This is a genomic window from Thioclava pacifica DSM 10166, from assembly GCF_000714535.1.
In the GTDB taxonomy this organism is placed as follows: Bacteria; Pseudomonadota; Alphaproteobacteria; order Rhodobacterales; family Rhodobacteraceae; genus Thioclava; species Thioclava pacifica.
Genome location: NZ_AUND01000001.1, coordinates 28,520 through 44,980, shown reverse-complemented (window position 1 = coordinate 44,980; position 16,461 = coordinate 28,520). Strand labels below are relative to the sequence as shown.

Here is a 16,461-nt window from a genome sequence, read left to right as displayed (position 1 = left end):
TTGATCCAAATATCTCGGGGGTGAGGCCGTCAGGCCGAGGGGGCAGGGCCCCCTTTTCGCTTTCAGTTTATCGCCCTCCGGCGACGGGCGGGGCAGCGCCCCCTTTTCGCTTTCAGTTTGTCGCCCTCCGGCAATGGAAGGGGCAGTACCCCCTGCTGCGCTCAATGCACTGTGCAGACCATGCAGGGATCGAAACTGCGCACGATATGCTGCACGGAAACCGGCGTGGTCTCTCCTGCGCCGACCGGGGCACCGACCAGGGCTGCCTCGAGCGGCCCGGGGGTACCGTCGGCATCGCGCGGGCTGAAATTCCAAGTGGTCGGCGCGATGATCTGGTAAGAGGCGATCTTGCCGCCCTCGATGCGCAGCCAATGCCCCAGCGCGCCTCGCGCGGCCTCCACGAGTCCCGCGCCCTGCCCCGCCTCGGGCAGCTCACCCTGCACCATGAATGCAGCCCCCGGATCGATCCCTTTCGCGAGCCCTTCCATGAAGCTCTGCGTCCGCGCCAGTTCCAACAGGCGCCCCGCGACCCGCGCCAGCACACCGCCCCCCGCAAGCGCACGCGCCAGCGGATGACCATCGACCACCTGCCGCGCGAGCGCGCCGGTCTCCACCGTCTGGCCCGCCAGCCGCGGCGCCTTGCACCAGCTATAGGCCGCCTCGCGCATCGCCTCGTCGGGCCGCGTCTCGCCCTGCCAGGGATGCGCCTGTGCGCCGAGCATCCAGGCATGGCTGAGATCTTCCGTGATCGCGCCGAAATCCACCGCGCCCAGGCCGCCATCCCATAGCCCGCGCGCGAAACCGAAACCCTCGGCAAGCGGATAGGCGCCAAAGCTCATATACCGTCCCGAGCCTCGGCCCAGCCGGTCCAGATCGAGATCGGCGGCGATGCGCAGGAACAGGCCCGCATCGCCCGTCTCCCATGCCATCAGCTGATCGACGGTTTCGATCGCGCAGAAGGCTTCGAGCGACCCGCCGAAAACCACCTCCTCGAGATAGCGGCGGAAAGCGCGCAGGGTCGTCTCGATCCGCACCTTGTCGCGGGGCCCCGGCGCGCGGGTCACGCCGCCGGGCTGGATCGCGAGCGTATGGGGCCATTTGCCCGCCATCAGCCCGAGGATATGCATCAGCTCGGCGCGCGCCGCGACCGCGGCCCGCTGCGCGCCACCCTCGGCGGGGGTGAAGCGCGCGACGGCCCGGTCGAACCACGGCTTGTCCGCGTAAACGGGGCGGATGAAATCGGGCATGAAGAACAGGTTGAAATGAAAGAGATGATCCGAGACGTTCTCGATCGCGTGGATCAGCGCCGCCACGCCCGCGCCTTGCGGCGTGGGCTCCAACCCCATCGCAGCCCCCAGCGCCCGCGCCGCCGCCGCCGACTGACTGATCGAGCAGATCCCGCAGATCCGCGGCGTGATCGTCAGCGCATCGCGCGGATCCTTGCCTTCCAGCATCCGCTCGAACCCGCGATAGAGCGGCGAATTCACGCGCGCCTCGGCCACCGCCCCATCGGCGAGATCGAGATGCACTTCGAGATCTCCCTCGACCCGGTTGAACGGACCGACGACAAGGCGCGGCTGATCACTCATCTGCGTCCTTTCGGCTTGCGGATCGTCGGCGTCACTTCGACCCGGTCGGCGACCGCGTTCTTCGCGATCCGTTCGGGCGTGGCGGCCTTCGACAGTGACGCGAGCGCCATGAACCAAGCTTTCGGCATATCGGTCGGCAGGCCCACGGGGATGCCTGCGATCTTGGGCGTCTCGGTGAAGGCGTGGCGCGGCTCCTCGAACTCGGGCGCGGTGCAGTTGATGCAGGGATAGCCCCCCGAGGTGCACGAGCCCTCCCCGTTCCACGGCCGGATATTGCAATCGCCCACCGCCTGCGTGCCGATGCAGCCGAGATTCTCCATCATGCAACCGATATCGGACAGCTCCACGGCCGAGGCCTTGTATTCGTAGAACTCGTTTTTCGAACAGCCGTGATGGACAAGGTGCTGCGCGTAAAACAGTGGCCGGCCGAACTCGTCGAGATCTTCTGCGCTCAGCGCACCTTCATTGAGCAAAAGCAGCGTCTCGGTCACCCAGCCGGGATGGGTCGGGCAGCCCGCCACGTTTATCACCGGCAGGCCCGAGCCCGAACGGAACTCGGCCGCAAGCGCGCCACCACGATGCGCCCCGTCATATTGCACGCCCACTGCGTCGGAGGGATTGCCACCCGTAGAGGTCACGCCGCCATAGGTCGCGCAGGTGCCCACGGCCACGACATGGCGCGCTTTCGGTGCGAGGCTCACCACCCAGTCGAGCATCGAGCGCCCGGTGCCCGAAACCATCTGGAACTTGCCCGTCCCACGCGGGCCGCGCGCGATCGAGCCCTCGACCGCCAGCACATCCAGTTCGATCTCACCGGCCTCGACCGCCTCGAAGATCGCTCGCACCTCCGCCCCGGTCTCGAGACTGATCGTCGGATGCCAGAGAAACTCGATCCCCGCGCCGCCCAGAGTATCAAAGACATTGGGCGATTCCGCGCAAAGCAGCGACATCGTGCAGCCGCCGCAGCCTGCCGCCTGAAGCCAGAGAACCTTCATTCCGCCCCCTCGACCAGTTCGAGATCGAAGGAGAAACAGGCCCCTCCCAGAGCGCCGCCACGCGGGCAGAGACGAAGCCGTCCACCGTGCTCCTCGACAATCTTGTTGCTGATCGCGAGACCGAGTCCGGTGCCTGATCCTACCGCCTTGGTGGTGAAAAATGGGTCGAATACGGCCTGCGCGACCTCCTCGGAAATGCCGGGCCCGTTGTCGCTCACCGCCAGACAGGCGCGGCCATCTTCGGTATCGGCGGTGATCTCGATCCGGCCCGCCTCTCCCTGTTCGCTGACCGCATCGATGGCGTTCTGCACGAGGTTCATCACGACCTGCTGGATATGGCCCTGCCGCCCGCGCACCGCGAGCGAGGGCAGCCCGGTGAACATGACCTCCGCCCCGGCCTTGGAACCGCGCTGCACCCAATGGGCCGCGATCCGCGCGACATCTACAAGATCGAACTCGACCATCTCGCCCGAGCCTTCGGCGCTGAGCCGACGCAGGTCCTCGACGATATCGCGCACCCGTTCGGCCCCGTCGCGCGCACCCTCGATCGCGGTGCGCAGGTTGCGGATCTCGCGGTCGAGCTTCAGCGCCTCGCGCAGCGCGATCAGCTCGTCACGATCCGCTCCCGCCTGAAGTTTCTCGAAATAGGCCTCGAATTTCCCCGCATAGCGTTCGAGCGCATGCGCATTGGCATAGACGAAAGAAATCGGGTTGTTCAGCTCATGCGCCACGCCTGCGAGAAGACGACCCAGCGAGGCGAGCTTCTCGTTCCGTACGAGCTGGGCTTGCGTGGATTTCAACGCCTCGTGGCTCGCAGCCAGTGCGGAATAGGCCTGACGCAGCTCACCCAAGGGTCGGCCCGTCAGCACGTAACCCACGACGCGCTTGCGATCATCGAGCCGCGGACTGATCGACAACTCGAGCGGCGCGGGACCGACCGGGCCTTTGAGGGCGACCTCGAGCGTCACCGGGCTGCGCGAATTGGCAGCCTCGCCCAACGCGCGGTCAATCGCCTCGATGCTGCCGGACTCGAACATCCCAGCCAGCGCCTTTCCGTGCCACGTGCCGCGTGGCTGACCCGTCAGCGTGGCCACGGAGGCGGAGGTTTCGAGCACTTCGCCAGAACGTGAGATCACGATCAGCGCATCGGAAACGCTGAACAGGATCGACGCGAGGAAAGACCGAAGATCTTCGAGCTCGTGATTCTGCCGCTCAAGCCGTTCCTGATAATCGACGAGATCGGCACAAGTGCGGTCGACCGCCGAGAGCACCTCGAACCAGACATCATCCCCGCCCTCTGCCGGCGCCGCATCGGGCCGGACCAACCCGGCCAGCCGGGCCGGATCGAAGGTCTCAGGGTCCAGTTTTTGCGGGGTTTTCGACATTGCGCTCCTCGGGTCGAGCATATTCCCTTCCCGAGCCCACGCAAGGTTCGATTGGCGCGCCCGGATGCGGAGCATGCCGCAACCGGGCCCAGCCGATCAATACCACTTCGCGACAGGCGGCAGGCTCATCAGAACCGCATCCGCGTTATGCCCGGTTTCCAGACCGAATTTCGTACCCCGGTCATAGACGAGATTGTATTCGGCATAGAGGCCGCGATGACGCAGCTGCGTTTCGCGATCTTCCTCGGACCAGTCCTGCACGCGGCGCTTCTCGATCAGCGGCTGGAAAGCGGGCAGGAAGGCCGCGCCGACCGATTGCGTGAACGCGAAATCCTCGTCCCACTCATCGGTGTTCAGATCATCGTAGAAGATACCGCCGACACCGCGCGCACGGCCACGATGGGGCACGAAGAAATACTCGTCCGCCCAGGCCTTGAAGTGGTCGTAGTAGCTCTTGTCATGGGTATCGCAGGCACGCTGCATTTCGGCGTGGAAATGCTCCGTGTCCTCTTCATATTCGATGCAGGGGTTGAGATCCGCGCCGCCGCCAAACCACCACGCACCGGGCGTCCAGAACATCCGCGTGTTCATGTGCACAGCCGGGCAATGCGGGTTCTGCATATGCGCAACGAGGGAAATTCCGCTCGCCCAGAAGCGCGGATCTTCCTCCATTCCCGGAACGCCGCGCGCCGCCATCGCCTTTTGCGCGCGCGGAGCCAGTTCACCCCAGACGGTCGAGATGTTGACGCCGACCTTCTCGAAGACCCGTCCGCCACGCATCACGCTCATCTTGCCGCCGCCATGGTCTTCGCCATTCGGGCCCTTGCGTTCTGTCGGCGTGACCTCGAACCGGCCCGGCGCCTGATCGGAAAGCGGGCCTTGCGCGTGGCTGTCTTCCAACCCCTCGAAGGCGGCCACGATCCGGTCGCGCAGGTCCGAGAACCATTGGCTCGCCTGGGCCTTGCGGGCATCAAAATCCTCAACCGTGTCTGTCATGGGGGCCTCCTCGTACATTCGGCGAAATCCTTAGCAGGCCACTGCGCGTGCGGAAAGGGCACGATTGATCGCATCGGCGCGCGGGCGTAGGCTGATCAAAAGGAGATGCCCCATGCGCGCTGCCCTGTTGCTGTTTCCTCTTGTCCTCCTGACCGCCTGCGGTACCCCGCAGGAGCGCTGCATCCGACAATCAACCGCTGAATTGCGCCGGGTGACCGAGCTGGTCGCGGAAGTGCGCGGCAATCTTGCGCGCGGCTATGCCTGGCAGGAATACGAGACCGAAACGAGCCGCTGGGAAGTCTGCGGCTATGACACGATCACCAAGGGCGACAAGGTGATCAAGCGGCCGCGCATGTGTCTGGAGGATTACACGGTGACGCGGAGGCGTCCCGTTCCGATCGACCCGGTGGTGGAGAAGCGCAAGCTGGAAAACCTGCTCAAGCGGCAGGCCGAGCTGAGCCGCGCGGCCGAAGCTCAGATTGCAGCCTGCAAGGCGGCCTATCCTGAAGAGGTGAAGTAAGGCGCCCGACAGAGCCCGGAAACGAAGTCCTCAGAATGCCGGGACCTGCACCCGGTCCAGCAGCCCGCGCCCGCCATCGACATTGATGATCTGACCGGTCACGAAGCTCGCGCCCGAGGAGGCCAGATATTGCACCGTCTCGGCCAGTTCCGAGGGTGGCGCGATGCGGCCCAGAGGCGTGCCTTCGCAAATCGCTTCGCGCCAGTCGTCGTTTTCCTTCAGCGCATCCTGCAAGGAGCGGCTCATCACCGAGGCAAAACTCACCCCGTTCACCCGGATGCGGTGGGGCGCGAGGGCGACTGCGAGCGAGCGGATCGCCTGATCCTGTGCCGCGCAGGCGATAGAATAGGCCATCAGCTCGGGCTGGGTACGCGCAGAGGCGAGCGTCGAGACATTGATGATCGTGCCGATCTCGCCCTCGGTTCGGCCTTCATCCTCGGCCTGCTTGATCATCCGCTTCGCGGTCAGCTGCGAAACGCGCAGGGCCGATTTCATGTTCTGGGCGAGCATCGCATCGAGCACTTCGGTCGAGGGTTCCAGCGGATCGCAAGGCGCAAAGGTGCGCGCGCAATTCACGAGAATGTCGATCCGGTCGAACGCGTCCACCGTGGCCGAGAGCAGGTTCTTCACCGTCAGCTTCTCGCACAGATCTCCCGAGAAATATCGTGCGGGCCCTTCGGATTTCGCCTCGTCGCCCAGCTCGGCGAGCAGTTTCTCTTCGTCGATATCGGCAAACATCACCTGCGCGCCGCGATCGATGAAATGGCGCGCGATAGCAAGGCCGATACCGTGGGCAGCACCCGTAACGATGGCAGTCTTGCCGGAAATGGAAAGGGACATCAGAGGTCTCCCTGAGTGGTTTGGCGCAGGTTAGGCGAGCTCAGCGCCGCTTGCGAGGGGCGAGGCTGCGTTTGGGCGCGGCTGTGGCGCGTTTGCTCGCCACCTGTTTTGCGGAAAGCGGCTTGGCCGCACGGATGATGCGAAACCGGGTCGAGGTTCCAGAAGGCGGAGTGATCTCTTCAACCTCCTGAAACGCATCGGCGAGCGCATCGGCATAAGGAAGATGGCGGTTCGCAACCATCCACAGCGTGCCCGAAAGCGAGAGCATCCGCTGCGCGGCATGAATGAAAGCCAGCCCGAGCGAAGGCTCCGCGCCGCGCGCGGCGCCATGGAAAGGCGGGTTCATTACCACGGCATTGTAGCGCTCTTCCGGCATGTGGCGGGTCGCGTCGGCCCAGAGGAACTGCGCGCGCGGATCGGAAATGTTGCGCTTGGCGCAATCGAGCGCCACCGCATCTGATTCCACGAGATCAAGTTGCTCGACACCCTTGCGCGCAAGGATCTGCGCCGAAAGCCAGCCCCAGCCAGCGCCAAGATCGGCCACCCGCGCGGGCAAAGTCTCGGGCAGGCACTCGGCCAGCAGCGCCGATCCCTCATCCACCGCATCGGCGGAAAACACGCCCGGCCGGGTCACGAACCCTTCTGCCGGATGAATGTCCGTCGCGGCCCAGTCAGCCAGCGGCGCGGGATCGGCGGCGAACCATGCGATCTTGCCATGCGCCTTGGCGATCGGGGCGGAAAGATCCACCCGCCCGCGCAATTCCTTGATCAGCGAGTCGATCCCCTCGGTCTTCACCCCGTCGACGAAGACCGGACCGCCATCGGTGACACGCGCGGCGGCCTCGGCCAGAAGCGCCTTGGCCTCGGCCTTGGCGCGCGGCGCGAAGACGATCGCGGCGGCGTAGCTGCCTTCGGGTGCAACGCTCACCCGAACCCCGCGCGCGGCCAGCGCATCGTAATCGGGCTTTTCGCGCTGGACCGCAACGAGCCGCTCCAGCGGCAGCCCACCCAGATCGAGCGTGCCCGAAGGCGCGAACAGCGCGATGTCGCCCGCCTCCGGCAGCGAGCCGGGCATTTCGAGCGCGAGCGTCAGGCGGGGATGGCTCATCGGCGGACCTCCGGAAAGAAACAAGCCCGCCAGATAGGCGGGCAGCGCAGATTCTGCAAGAAAGCGCGGAACGTCAGTCTTTCTCCATCGTGCATTGCAGCGGGTGCTGGTGACGGCGGGCGAAATCCATGACTTGCGCGACCTTAGTCTCGGCAACCTCGAAGGAGAACACGCCGACGACGGCGAGCCCCTTCTTGTGGACGGTCAGCATGATTTCGAACGCCTGCGCGTGGTTGAGGCCGAAGAAGCGCTCGAGGATATGCACGACGAATTCCATCGGCGTGTAATCGTCGTTGAGCAGCATCACCTTGTACATAGGCGGGCGCTGCGTCTTCGGCCGGGTCTTGGTCGCGACACCGGTTTCGTCTTCGCTATCGTCCTTGTTGTCGTCGGACATCATGTGAAGCGGCTCGATCACGGGCACTCCGGCAATCAGGAATCGTTGAGGGGCTCTGGCGGAATATAGGCGCTTCGTGACATATGAAAAGCCTTTGGGGCTTGAGAGTGGCGAAAGGCGAAGCGATGCGGCTCACGGTAATCGGGTTCGATGCGGATGACACGCTCTGGCACAACGAGCGTTTCTTCCAGCTCACGCAGGCGCGCTTCGCCGAGCTGATGGCCGATCACGCGGGTGCCGATCATCTGGGCGAGCGGCTGATCGAGGCGGAGAAGCGCAACATCGCCCATTACGGTTTCGGGGTGAAGGGCTTTACCCTGTCGATGATCGAGACCGCGATCGAGGTGAGCGAGGGGCGCGTGCCGGCGTCGGTTCTGGCCGAGATCCTCGCGGCGGGGCGCGAGATGCTCTCCCATCCGATCGAGCTCTTGCCGGATGTGCGTCCGGTGATCGAGAGCCTGTCGGATCGCTACCGGATCATGCTCGTGACCAAGGGCGATCTGATCGACCAGGAGCGCAAGCTGGCGCAATCGGGGCTGGGCGATCTGTTCGATGCGGTCGAGATCGTCTCGGACAAGAAACCGGCCATCTATGCCGAGGTGTTCGCGCGCCATGGCGAGGGTGCCGAGCGCGGCCTCATGGCAGGTAACTCTTTGAAATCCGACGTGATCCCGATGATCGAAGCCGGTGGCTGGGGCGTGCACGTTCCCCATGAGCTGACCTGGGCGCTCGAGCATGCCGAAGCCCCGCTGACACATCCGCGCTTCGCCGAACTGCCCGACCTCAGCGGCCTTCCGGCACTGATCGAGCGGATCGAGAGCTGAGCGCGACATTTCGGCTCCTCACGGAGGCGCGATCAACCCATAGAGGGGTGCCCGCGGGTCATCCCACCACATCTTGCGGTATTGCATGAATGTCGCACTGAAACCGCTTGAAAATAGATGGTTTTCAGCTCGCGGACCTCGTGTTACGCTGGTTTTAACAAGCTCCGAACGCCGTCAACGATGCGGCACGAAGACAAGGGGCGAGAGAGGCAGTAAAAAGGTGAGAGCCGTGACCACGCTGGCGCGCTGGGTCCGTTCAGGGCTATTCGTATTTCTTCTTGCAATCTTTGCTCCGCTTGCGGCGCTGGCCGCGCCCTATGCGGCGATGGTGATGGATATGCGCACCGGTGAGGTGCTCTATTCCAAGAATGCCGACACCCCGCTGCACCCTGCCTCGCTGACGAAGATGATGACGCTCTACATCACCTTCCAGGCTATCGAGCATGGCGAGATCAGCCTCGACGAGATGGTCACCGTCACCAAGCATGCCGCCTCGCAGCCGCCTTCGCGGCTTGGGCTGCGTCCGGGGCAGAAGATCGCGGTGCGCTACCTGATCCGCGCCGCCGCGATCAAATCGGCCAACGACGCCGCCGCGGCGCTTGGGGATTTCATCGGCGGCTCGGAAGAAGGCTTCGCCGAGCGCATGAACCGCACCGCCCGGCAGCTCGGCATGACCCACACCCATTTCGTCAATGCCAACGGCCTGACCCGCAAGGGGCATCTCTCTTCGGCCCATGACATGACGATCCTCGGGCGTCACCTGTTCTTCGATTTCCCTCAATATTACAACATCTTCTCGCGCCGCTCGGCCGACGCGAAGATCGCCACGGTCTATTCGACGAACCGCCGCTTCCTGAATGCCTATCAGGGCGCGGACGGGATCAAGACGGGCTACACCTCGGCTTCGGGCTTCAACCTCACCGCTTCGGCCAAGCGCGGCAACGAACGCATCATCGCCACCGTCTTCGGCGGCACCTCGACCGCGCAGCGGAATGCCAAAATGGCGGACCTGCTGGATCTCGGCTTCAAGCGTGCGCCCTCGAAAGCGCCGACGCTGCGCCCGACACCGCCGCGCTATATCGGCCCGCAGGGTGGCGATCAGCCGATGCTGCTGGCCAGCGCCAAACCGCTTGCGCCCAAAGCGAGCCCGCGCCCCGATGCCCGCCCCGCACCGCCGAAAGCCGACAGCGATGCGATCGCCCTGGCACTCGCCGAAGCCGTGCAGGCCGATCAGGTCGATGACACGTCGACGGATGTTCCCGAGGATGTGGCCGAGGAAAGTGATGCACCCGCGGCTGAGACCCAGGTCGCGACGCTTGAGACCGACACGGTCACCGACGCGCCGGACGCGGAAGATATCGTCGTGGCCGAAGCAGGCACGGTCGGGATCGGCGCCGATATCACCGCCAGCCCGCGCCCGATGCCCGCGCCGCGCCCGGTCATGATGGCTGCGGCCACGCAATCGCTGCCCGCCGCCGTCACCAAGGCCACCCCGCTTGCACAGGCGCAAGCCAGCGACGCCGCCGCGCGCACCGAGGTGGCCGAGGCCGACACTTCGATCGAGCCCAGCGATATCCAGCTTGCGTCCTATGAGCCGCAGGCAGATGCGCCGAGCGGACCGAAATTCATCCAGAGCACCGAGCCCCAGCCCGAAACGCAAGAGCTGGCACAGGCGCGCGCGCTCGACGTGGGCGACGAAAGTCTGGCCGAAGGCGATGCCGTGCCGCCGACCCCGAGCTTCCTCCAGTCGACCGAGCCGCAGCCCGAGACCATGGCAATGGCCGAGGCGCCCGAAGCGCGCCCCTCGACGATGATCCTCGCAGCTCTCACCCCGCCCGCCCCCACGCCGCAGGCGAAACCGCGCATCGTGGCGCGCGTCTCCAGCTCGGGCGGGCGCAACTGGGGCGTCAGCCTCGGTCAATTTGGCTCCCGTTTCGCCGCCGAACGTCACATGTTGACGACGGCGCTGATGGAATCGGATACGCTGGGCGAAGCGCTGCGCAAGGTCGCGCAACGCAAGACCGGCTATGAGGCGAATTTCGTCGGCATGACCGAAGACATGGCCTCTCTGGCCTGTGCGCGCCTCCAGGCTCGTGCTATGGATTGCAAGGTGATCGGCCCCTGAAACCCTCTTCCTCCGGTTGGGGCCAGATCAGAGAAAGCCGCGCTTCGCAGAGCGCGGCTTTTCTCTTTTCCGGTATCGGCGTTGATGCCCTGCCCGCTCAGTCCTGCTTGGGCCGGTCGTCGAACTCGTCCGATAGGATGCGCTCGGCATCCCCTTTCGGATCATCATATTGGCGGTTCTTGATCGACCACCAGAAGGCGGCAAGACCAATGCCCCCCAGCAACAGCGAGATCGGGATCGAGTAGAGAAGTGCGTCCATCGTCAGTCTTTCTCAGCGCAGGCGCAGCGAATTCAGAGACACGGTGATCGAGGAGGCCGACATTGCGAGCGCCGCCATCAGCGGCGTTGCGAGCCCGACCAGCGCCAGCGGCACCGCGATGATGTTATAGACGATTGAGATGCCGAAGTTCTCCTTGATCCGGCGGCGCGCGCGCACCGCGATCGAGGCGGCATCCGCGACCGGGGCAAGCTCCTTGCCCAGCAGCACGATATCGGAGGCCGTGCGTGCTGCATCGAGCGCCGAGGCCGGCGAAACCGAGACATGCGCGGCAGCCAGTGCGGCCGTGTCGTTGAGCCCGTCGCCCACCATCAGCACGCGATGGCCCTCATGGGTGAGATCGTTCACCAGCTGCGCCTTCTCGAGCGGCAGCGCGCCGGAGCGGTAATTCTCGATGCCAAGCCGGGCGGCAAGCTCGGAGACCGCGCCCTCGACATCGCCCGAGACCAGCCACACCTGTTTGCCCTGCGCCTTGAGGCCCGCCACGGCGTCCTCGGCGCCGGGCCGCAGGCTGTCGGCGAAAGTGATCGCGATCGGCGCGGCATCGCCAATCCCCAGATGGGTCGCTGTGGTCGCGCCATCCTCGGCCCCGATCCAGTTCGCACGACCCAGCCGCACGGTCTGGCCCTGCCAACGGCCCTCGACGCCATAGCCGGGAACTTCGCGCAGATCCTCGAGCATGGCGGGGGTTGCCCCCTGCCCCACCGCCACATCATGCAGGGCGCGCGCAAGCGGATGGGCCGAGCCCTCGGCCAGCGCCATCGCGACCGAGAGCGCTTCGGAGGAAAGTTCAGAAAGGTTTTGCGGGCGTGGCGCACCCATCGTCAATGTGCCGGTCTTGTCGAAGACCACCGTATCAACCTCGGCCAGACGTTCGAGCGCCGTGCCATCCTTGATCAGAAGCCCCTTGCGGAACAGCTTGCCCGACGCGGCCGTGACAACGGCAGGCACGGCCAGACCCAGCGCACAGGGGCAGGTGATGATCAGCACCGCCGCCGAGATATTCACCGCAAGACGAAAATCCCCGCCCGTAACCCATGCCCAGGCGCAAAAGGCAGAAAAGGAAAGCAGGTGCACGATCGGCGCGTAGAGCCGCGCAGCGCGCTCGGCCAGCGAGGTGTATTTGGTCTTTGCACTTTCCGCCATCGCGACGAGATCGGCCATGCGGTGCAGCGAACTGTCCTTGCCCGCCGCGGTGACGCGGATCGTCAGCGGGCCGGTCAGGTTCACCTCGCCCGCCGACAGCACCATGCCCGGCGCGACCTGCACCGGCAGGCTCTCGCCCGTGAGCACCGAACGGTCGCTCTCGGAATGGCCCTCGATCACCTCGCCGTCGGCGGGGATGCGGCCACCCGGGCGCACCCGGATCAGATCGCCGGGAACCAGCTCGCCGACCGGCACCACGGCCTCGACGCCATCACGCAGCACGGTCGCGCGCGGCACTTCGAGCGCGGCCAGTTCCTCTGCCGCCGAGCGCGCCACGGCGCGGGTGCGATAGTCGAGATAGCGGCCCACCAGCAGGAAGAAGGTGAGCATCGTCGCCGCTTCGAAATAGGCATGCGAGCCCGAATGGATCGTTTCGAACAACGAGATCCCGAGGGCCAGCAGGATCGCCAGCGAGATCGGCACATCCATTCCCAGACGCCCACCGCGCAGCGCGGCCCAGGCATTGGCAAAGAACGGTTGGGCGGCGAAGATCGTCGTCGGGATCGCGATCGCCGCCGAAATCCAGTGGAAGAGGTCGCGCGTCGTGTCCTCGGCCCCGGACCAGACCGCGACCGACAGCATCATGATATTCATCATCGCGAAACCCGCGACGCCGATCCGCATCAGCAGATCGCGGCCGCGCTTGTCGGCCTCGGTGGCCGAGAGCATGCCCGGGTCGAGCTCATGCGCCTCGTAGCCGATCCGGTCGAGCGCCGAGATCAGCCCTGCCGCCTCGACATCGCCCTCGGCATCGACCGAGGCGCGTTTGAGCGTCAGGTTCACCCGCGCCGATTTCACGCCCGGCTGCTTCATCAACTCGCGTTCGACATCGGTGATGCAGACCGCGCAATGCGCAGTGGGCAGCGAGAGCATGATGCGCGCGCCCTTGATGTCGCCCGATTTCGCCATCTGCTCGGCCGAGGGGGCCGCGATGCAGGCGGGACAGGCCGAGGCCGAGACATGCTCGTCCTCGAACTCGTCCACGCTGCGGGATGGCGCTGGCGAAACCGTCATCGCACTCAGCCTTTCACGAAGAGGTCGATCCGCTGGCGGAAATGCGTGCCATCGGCGGCCTCGGCATCAAGATGGATCAGCCAGGCGCCCGGCCCAAGCTGCAACGGGGCGACAAAGATGCCGCCCACGTAGTCGAATGTCGGCTCCATGTCCTCGCGGACATGGGTGGTGCGCCCGATCAACGCCTTCAGCGATTTGACCTTGGCCGGCAGCCCCGCGCTATCACGGACGACAAGGCTCAGCTTGCCGTCCGAATAGTCGGGAGAAACCGTCCAGCCGAGAGCCTCCTGCGCGGCGCGGTTCTTGTCGAACTGCTGGGACGCCACATAGGAGTTCTTGACCTCAAGACCGGGGAATGTGCTGATCGCCTGCCAGGCCATCACGAGGTTCACCGTGATGATGATGCCAAAGGCACCCACGGCAATCATCAACACCTTCCGGCCGGTGAGAGGTTTCGACATCACGCTCAATTCGCCTTTCCGTTGAAGACCGTCTCGGTCGAGACGCGGTCCGTATTATGGGTGTCTTCGACCCAGATCGTCAGCTCGGTCCGGTCCGAAGTCGCCAGCGAAGAGCCCGGCGCAGCCATAATATAGAGACGCTGCGTGTAGGTTTCATCTGCCGGTACCGTCACGGTATCACCATCCGTTCCCTCGAGTGCAAGGGAGAGTGTGGATTGCTCTTCCGGCGTCGGCGCGATGACCGAAACCTTGAAGGCGGTATCCTCGCCCGACTTGTTGCGCAGCCGCAGCGTGTAGATGTTGCGGATCGCGCCATCGGGCTCCATCACGTAGAGCGGATCGCGGTTCGGAGTAATGTTGAAATCGATCGGCGAGCGCATGAAGAGCGCCACGACGAGCCCGACACCAATCCCCGCCCAAAGCGTGAAATAGAGAATCGTGCGCGGACGCAGGATGTGCTTCCAGACGTTGATGACCGGGTTGCCCGAGCGCTCGTTGGCTTCGTCCTTGAGCGCCATGTAGCCGATCAGGCCGCGGGGCTTTCCGATCTTGTCCATCATCTCGTTGCACGCGTCGATGCACAGCCCGCAGGTGATGCATTCGAGTTGTTGCCCGTCACGGATGTCGATCCCCATCGGGCAGACGTTGAAGCACGCCATGCAGTCGATGCAATCGCCCTGACTCGGGTCATGCTGACCCTTTTTGAGCTTGCCGCGCGGCTCGCCGCGCCATTCGCGATAGGCGATGGTGATCGTGTCTTCGTCCATCATCGCGGCCTGAATGCGCGGCCAGGGGCAGGCATAAATGCAGATCTGTTCACGCGCGAAGCCGCCGAAGGCGAAGGTCGTCGCAGTAGCGACCGCGATGGTGATATAGGCCACCGGCGAAGCGGTGCCGGCGAACAGCTCACGCAGCAGCGTCGGCGCATCGGTGAAGTAGAACACCCACGCCCCGCCCGTCGCGAGGCCGATGAGCAGCCAGAGCACCCATTTCGTGACGCGCTTGCGGATCTTCTCGGAATTCCAGTTCTGACGCAGCAGACGGATACGGGCGTTGCGGTCGCCTTCGACCCAGCGTTCGACCAGCACGAAGAGATCGGTCCAGACGGTCTGCGGGCAGGCATAGCCGCACCACACCCGACCCAGCGCGGAGGTGAACAGGAACAGGCCGAGGCCAGCCATGATCAGAAGCCCCGCGACGAAATAAAATTCGTGCGGCCAGATCTCGATCATGAAGAAGAAGAAGCGTCGATTGGCGAGGTCGAGGAGGACCGCCTGGTTGGGCAATTCCGGCCCGCGATCCCAGCGGATCCAGGGCAGGATATAGTAAAGCCCCAGCATCATTGCCATCAGCACCCATTTCAGGTTGCGGAACTGGCCTTTGACACGACGCGGGAAAACCGGCTCGCGCGCGGAATAGAGCGGCGGGGGTTCAACTGGTTCGGTGGAGCTCACGACTCTCTCCAATATTTGACTGCGTCCGAAGCCTCTTCTGGGCTGCCACCGGCTTCAAGACTTTGACCTGCGTCAAAAAGGCAGATTTGCCATGCAGGAAAACCTCGGGCGTTTGGTCGCAGGGCCGTCCTCCGGCATGTGCCGGTTTTCGGGCCTCCGATGCGGCTTCACTCATCACATGGGCGTGCTCGGGCGCCTCAGACCTTGCTTTTGCCAAAGATACATCCAAGACTAAGGAAAGGTAACCCTCAACACGAAAAAAGAGGGCCCTCGCGGGCCCTCTTGATAAGGGCACCGGCACCCCCAGGAAACGCGCGAACAGGACGGGGCGCCGGTGCGACCCGAGGGGACCGAAGCCCCCACGGATTTCTTGTTACTGACCACCGCCGAGGCTGTGGACATAGGACGCGACCGCACGGATATCCGCTTCGGTCAGACGCTCGTTCCAGTTCGGCATCACGCCGAAACGGGCGTTGGTCACGGTGTAGGTCAGCGTGTCCACGTCCCCACCATAGAGCCAGATCGCGTCGGTCAGGTTGGGCGCGCCCTGCATCTGGTCGCCGGTGCCGTCTTCGGCGTGGCAAGCAGAGCAGTTGTCCATGAAGATCGTCTCGCCAGCCGATGCGAGATCCGCATCATGTTCCTGGCCCGAGATTTGACGGACATATTGCACGACCTGATCGATTTCCTCTTTCGCGAGGATCTCATCGCGACCGAAGGCGGGCATTTCAGAGTAACGCGCCTCTTCGTCCGGATCGGTCTCGTTGCGGATGCCGTGGGTGATGGTGAAATGGATATCCTCCATCGTGCCACCCCAGAGCCAGTCGCTGTCGAGCAGGTTCGGGTAACCAAGACCCGGATTGCCGCCCGCACCCGCACCGTGGCACTGCGCGCACCAGGTCCGGAACACGGCCGCACCGGCATTCTGCGTGTAGTTACGCAGTTCCGGATCTTCCGCGATCTGGTCGAGATCGACCGTCACCAGCTTCTCCTGGATCGGCTTGTTCATGGCCGCGAACTTGTCGATATCGGCCTGAACGTTCGCACGCGTCGAGGAACCAAGGATCCCCGGGGTCGCCCCCGACTTGAAGATCGGCCAAGCGGGCATGGCGATCGAATAGCCGATGCCCCAGATGATGCAGGCGTAGAACGTCCACAGCCACCACTTGGGAAGGGGGTTATTGTATTCCTCGATGCCGTCCCACGAATGACCCGTGGTTTCGACCTCGTGCTTCTTCTTCAACGGTTTTTTGCTCATTTTCTCCACGCC

15 protein-coding genes are annotated in these 16,461 nt (G+C 64.6%); 3 read left to right on the top strand and 12 right to left on the bottom strand.

The window, feature by feature from the left end; all coding sequences use genetic code 11:
* Window positions 1-161: 161 nt before the first annotated feature.
* The 4 genes from TP2_RS00200 to hemF form a co-directional block, all read right to left on the bottom strand.
* Window positions 162-1,589, bottom strand: a complete 1,428-nt coding sequence (locus TP2_RS00200; RefSeq protein ID WP_038072080.1) for a nickel-dependent hydrogenase large subunit — start codon at window positions 1,587-1,589, stop codon at window positions 162-164.
* Complete coding sequence (locus TP2_RS00195; RefSeq protein WP_038072077.1) at window positions 1,586-2,584, bottom strand: NADH-quinone oxidoreductase subunit B family protein; 999 nt, start codon at window positions 2,582-2,584, stop codon at window positions 1,586-1,588. Before TP2_RS00195 ends, TP2_RS00200 begins: the two co-directional genes overlap by 4 nt.
* Window positions 2,581-3,909, bottom strand: coding sequence for a sensor histidine kinase (locus tag TP2_RS00190; protein WP_038073173.1), 1,329 nt, complete (start codon window positions 3,907-3,909; stop codon window positions 2,581-2,583). Before TP2_RS00190 ends, TP2_RS00195 begins: the two co-directional genes overlap by 4 nt.
* Window positions 3,910-4,065: 156 nt before the next feature.
* On the bottom strand, window positions 4,066-4,965 hold the full coding sequence (gene hemF, locus TP2_RS00185) for an oxygen-dependent coproporphyrinogen oxidase (protein WP_038073172.1): 900 nt from the start codon (window positions 4,963-4,965) through the stop codon (window positions 4,066-4,068).
* Between the two features lie 112 nt (window positions 4,966-5,077).
* Here hemF and TP2_RS00180 point away from each other — a divergent pair, with 112 nt between their 5' ends.
* Window positions 5,078-5,485: a hypothetical protein gene (locus TP2_RS00180; protein ID WP_038072073.1), complete on the top strand. Its 408-nt coding sequence runs from the start codon at window positions 5,078-5,080 to the stop codon at window positions 5,483-5,485.
* A gap of 30 nt (window positions 5,486-5,515) precedes the next feature.
* Here the strand turns inward: TP2_RS00180 and TP2_RS00175 are convergent, their stop codons facing one another.
* The 3 genes from TP2_RS00175 to clpS all read right to left on the bottom strand — a co-directional run bounded on the left by TP2_RS00175 (window position 5,516) and on the right by clpS (window position 7,830).
* The gene (locus TP2_RS00175; RefSeq protein WP_038072071.1) at window positions 5,516-6,325 is read right to left on the bottom strand and encodes an SDR family NAD(P)-dependent oxidoreductase; all 810 of its coding nucleotides are present in this window, start codon (window positions 6,323-6,325) and stop codon (window positions 5,516-5,518) included.
* A 40-nt stretch (window positions 6,326-6,365) separates the two neighbouring features.
* The gene (locus TP2_RS00170) at window positions 6,366-7,433 is read right to left on the bottom strand and encodes a class I SAM-dependent methyltransferase (RefSeq protein ID WP_084713731.1); all 1,068 of its coding nucleotides are present in this window, start codon (window positions 7,431-7,433) and stop codon (window positions 6,366-6,368) included.
* A gap of 73 nt (window positions 7,434-7,506) precedes the next feature.
* The gene (gene clpS, locus TP2_RS00165) at window positions 7,507-7,830 is read right to left on the bottom strand and encodes an ATP-dependent Clp protease adapter ClpS (RefSeq protein ID WP_157617023.1); all 324 of its coding nucleotides are present in this window, start codon (window positions 7,828-7,830) and stop codon (window positions 7,507-7,509) included.
* Between the two features lie 125 nt (window positions 7,831-7,955).
* Between clpS and TP2_RS00160 the strand changes: the two genes are divergently transcribed.
* Together TP2_RS00160 and TP2_RS00155 are read left to right on the top strand one after the other, a co-directional pair.
* Window positions 7,956-8,654 carry an HAD family hydrolase gene (locus TP2_RS00160; RefSeq protein ID WP_038072069.1) on the top strand — a complete coding sequence of 233 codons (699 nt, stop codon included), beginning with the start codon at window positions 7,956-7,958 and terminating at the stop codon, window positions 8,652-8,654.
* Window positions 8,655-8,979: 325 nt separating this feature from the next.
* Entirely contained in the window at window positions 8,980-10,779 is a 1,800-nt protein-coding gene (locus tag TP2_RS00155; RefSeq protein WP_240473696.1) for a D-alanyl-D-alanine carboxypeptidase family protein, read from the top strand.
* 97 nt (window positions 10,780-10,876) lie between these two features.
* Here the strand turns inward: TP2_RS00155 and ccoS are convergent, their stop codons facing one another.
* From ccoS to ccoP, 5 genes are all read right to left on the bottom strand, one after another.
* Window positions 10,877-11,038: a cbb3-type cytochrome oxidase assembly protein CcoS gene (gene ccoS / locus TP2_RS00150; RefSeq protein ID WP_038072065.1), complete on the bottom strand. Its 162-nt coding sequence runs from the start codon at window positions 11,036-11,038 to the stop codon at window positions 10,877-10,879.
* 12 nt (window positions 11,039-11,050) lie between these two features.
* Window positions 11,051-13,276, bottom strand: a complete 2,226-nt coding sequence (locus tag TP2_RS00145; protein ID WP_084713725.1) for a cation-translocating P-type ATPase — start codon at window positions 13,274-13,276, stop codon at window positions 11,051-11,053.
* Between the two features lie 5 nt (window positions 13,277-13,281).
* On the bottom strand, window positions 13,282-13,737 hold the full coding sequence (locus tag TP2_RS00140) for a FixH family protein (protein WP_038072063.1): 456 nt from the start codon (window positions 13,735-13,737) through the stop codon (window positions 13,282-13,284).
* A 5-nt stretch (window positions 13,738-13,742) separates the two neighbouring features.
* On the bottom strand, window positions 13,743-15,191 hold the full coding sequence (gene ccoG / locus TP2_RS00135) for a cytochrome c oxidase accessory protein CcoG (protein WP_038072061.1): 1,449 nt from the start codon (window positions 15,189-15,191) through the stop codon (window positions 13,743-13,745).
* A gap of 373 nt (window positions 15,192-15,564) precedes the next feature.
* On the bottom strand, window positions 15,565-16,449 hold the full coding sequence (ccoP, locus tag TP2_RS00130; protein ID WP_038072059.1) for a cytochrome-c oxidase, cbb3-type subunit III: 885 nt from the start codon (window positions 16,447-16,449) through the stop codon (window positions 15,565-15,567).
* Between the last annotated feature and the right edge of the window lie 12 nt (window positions 16,450-16,461).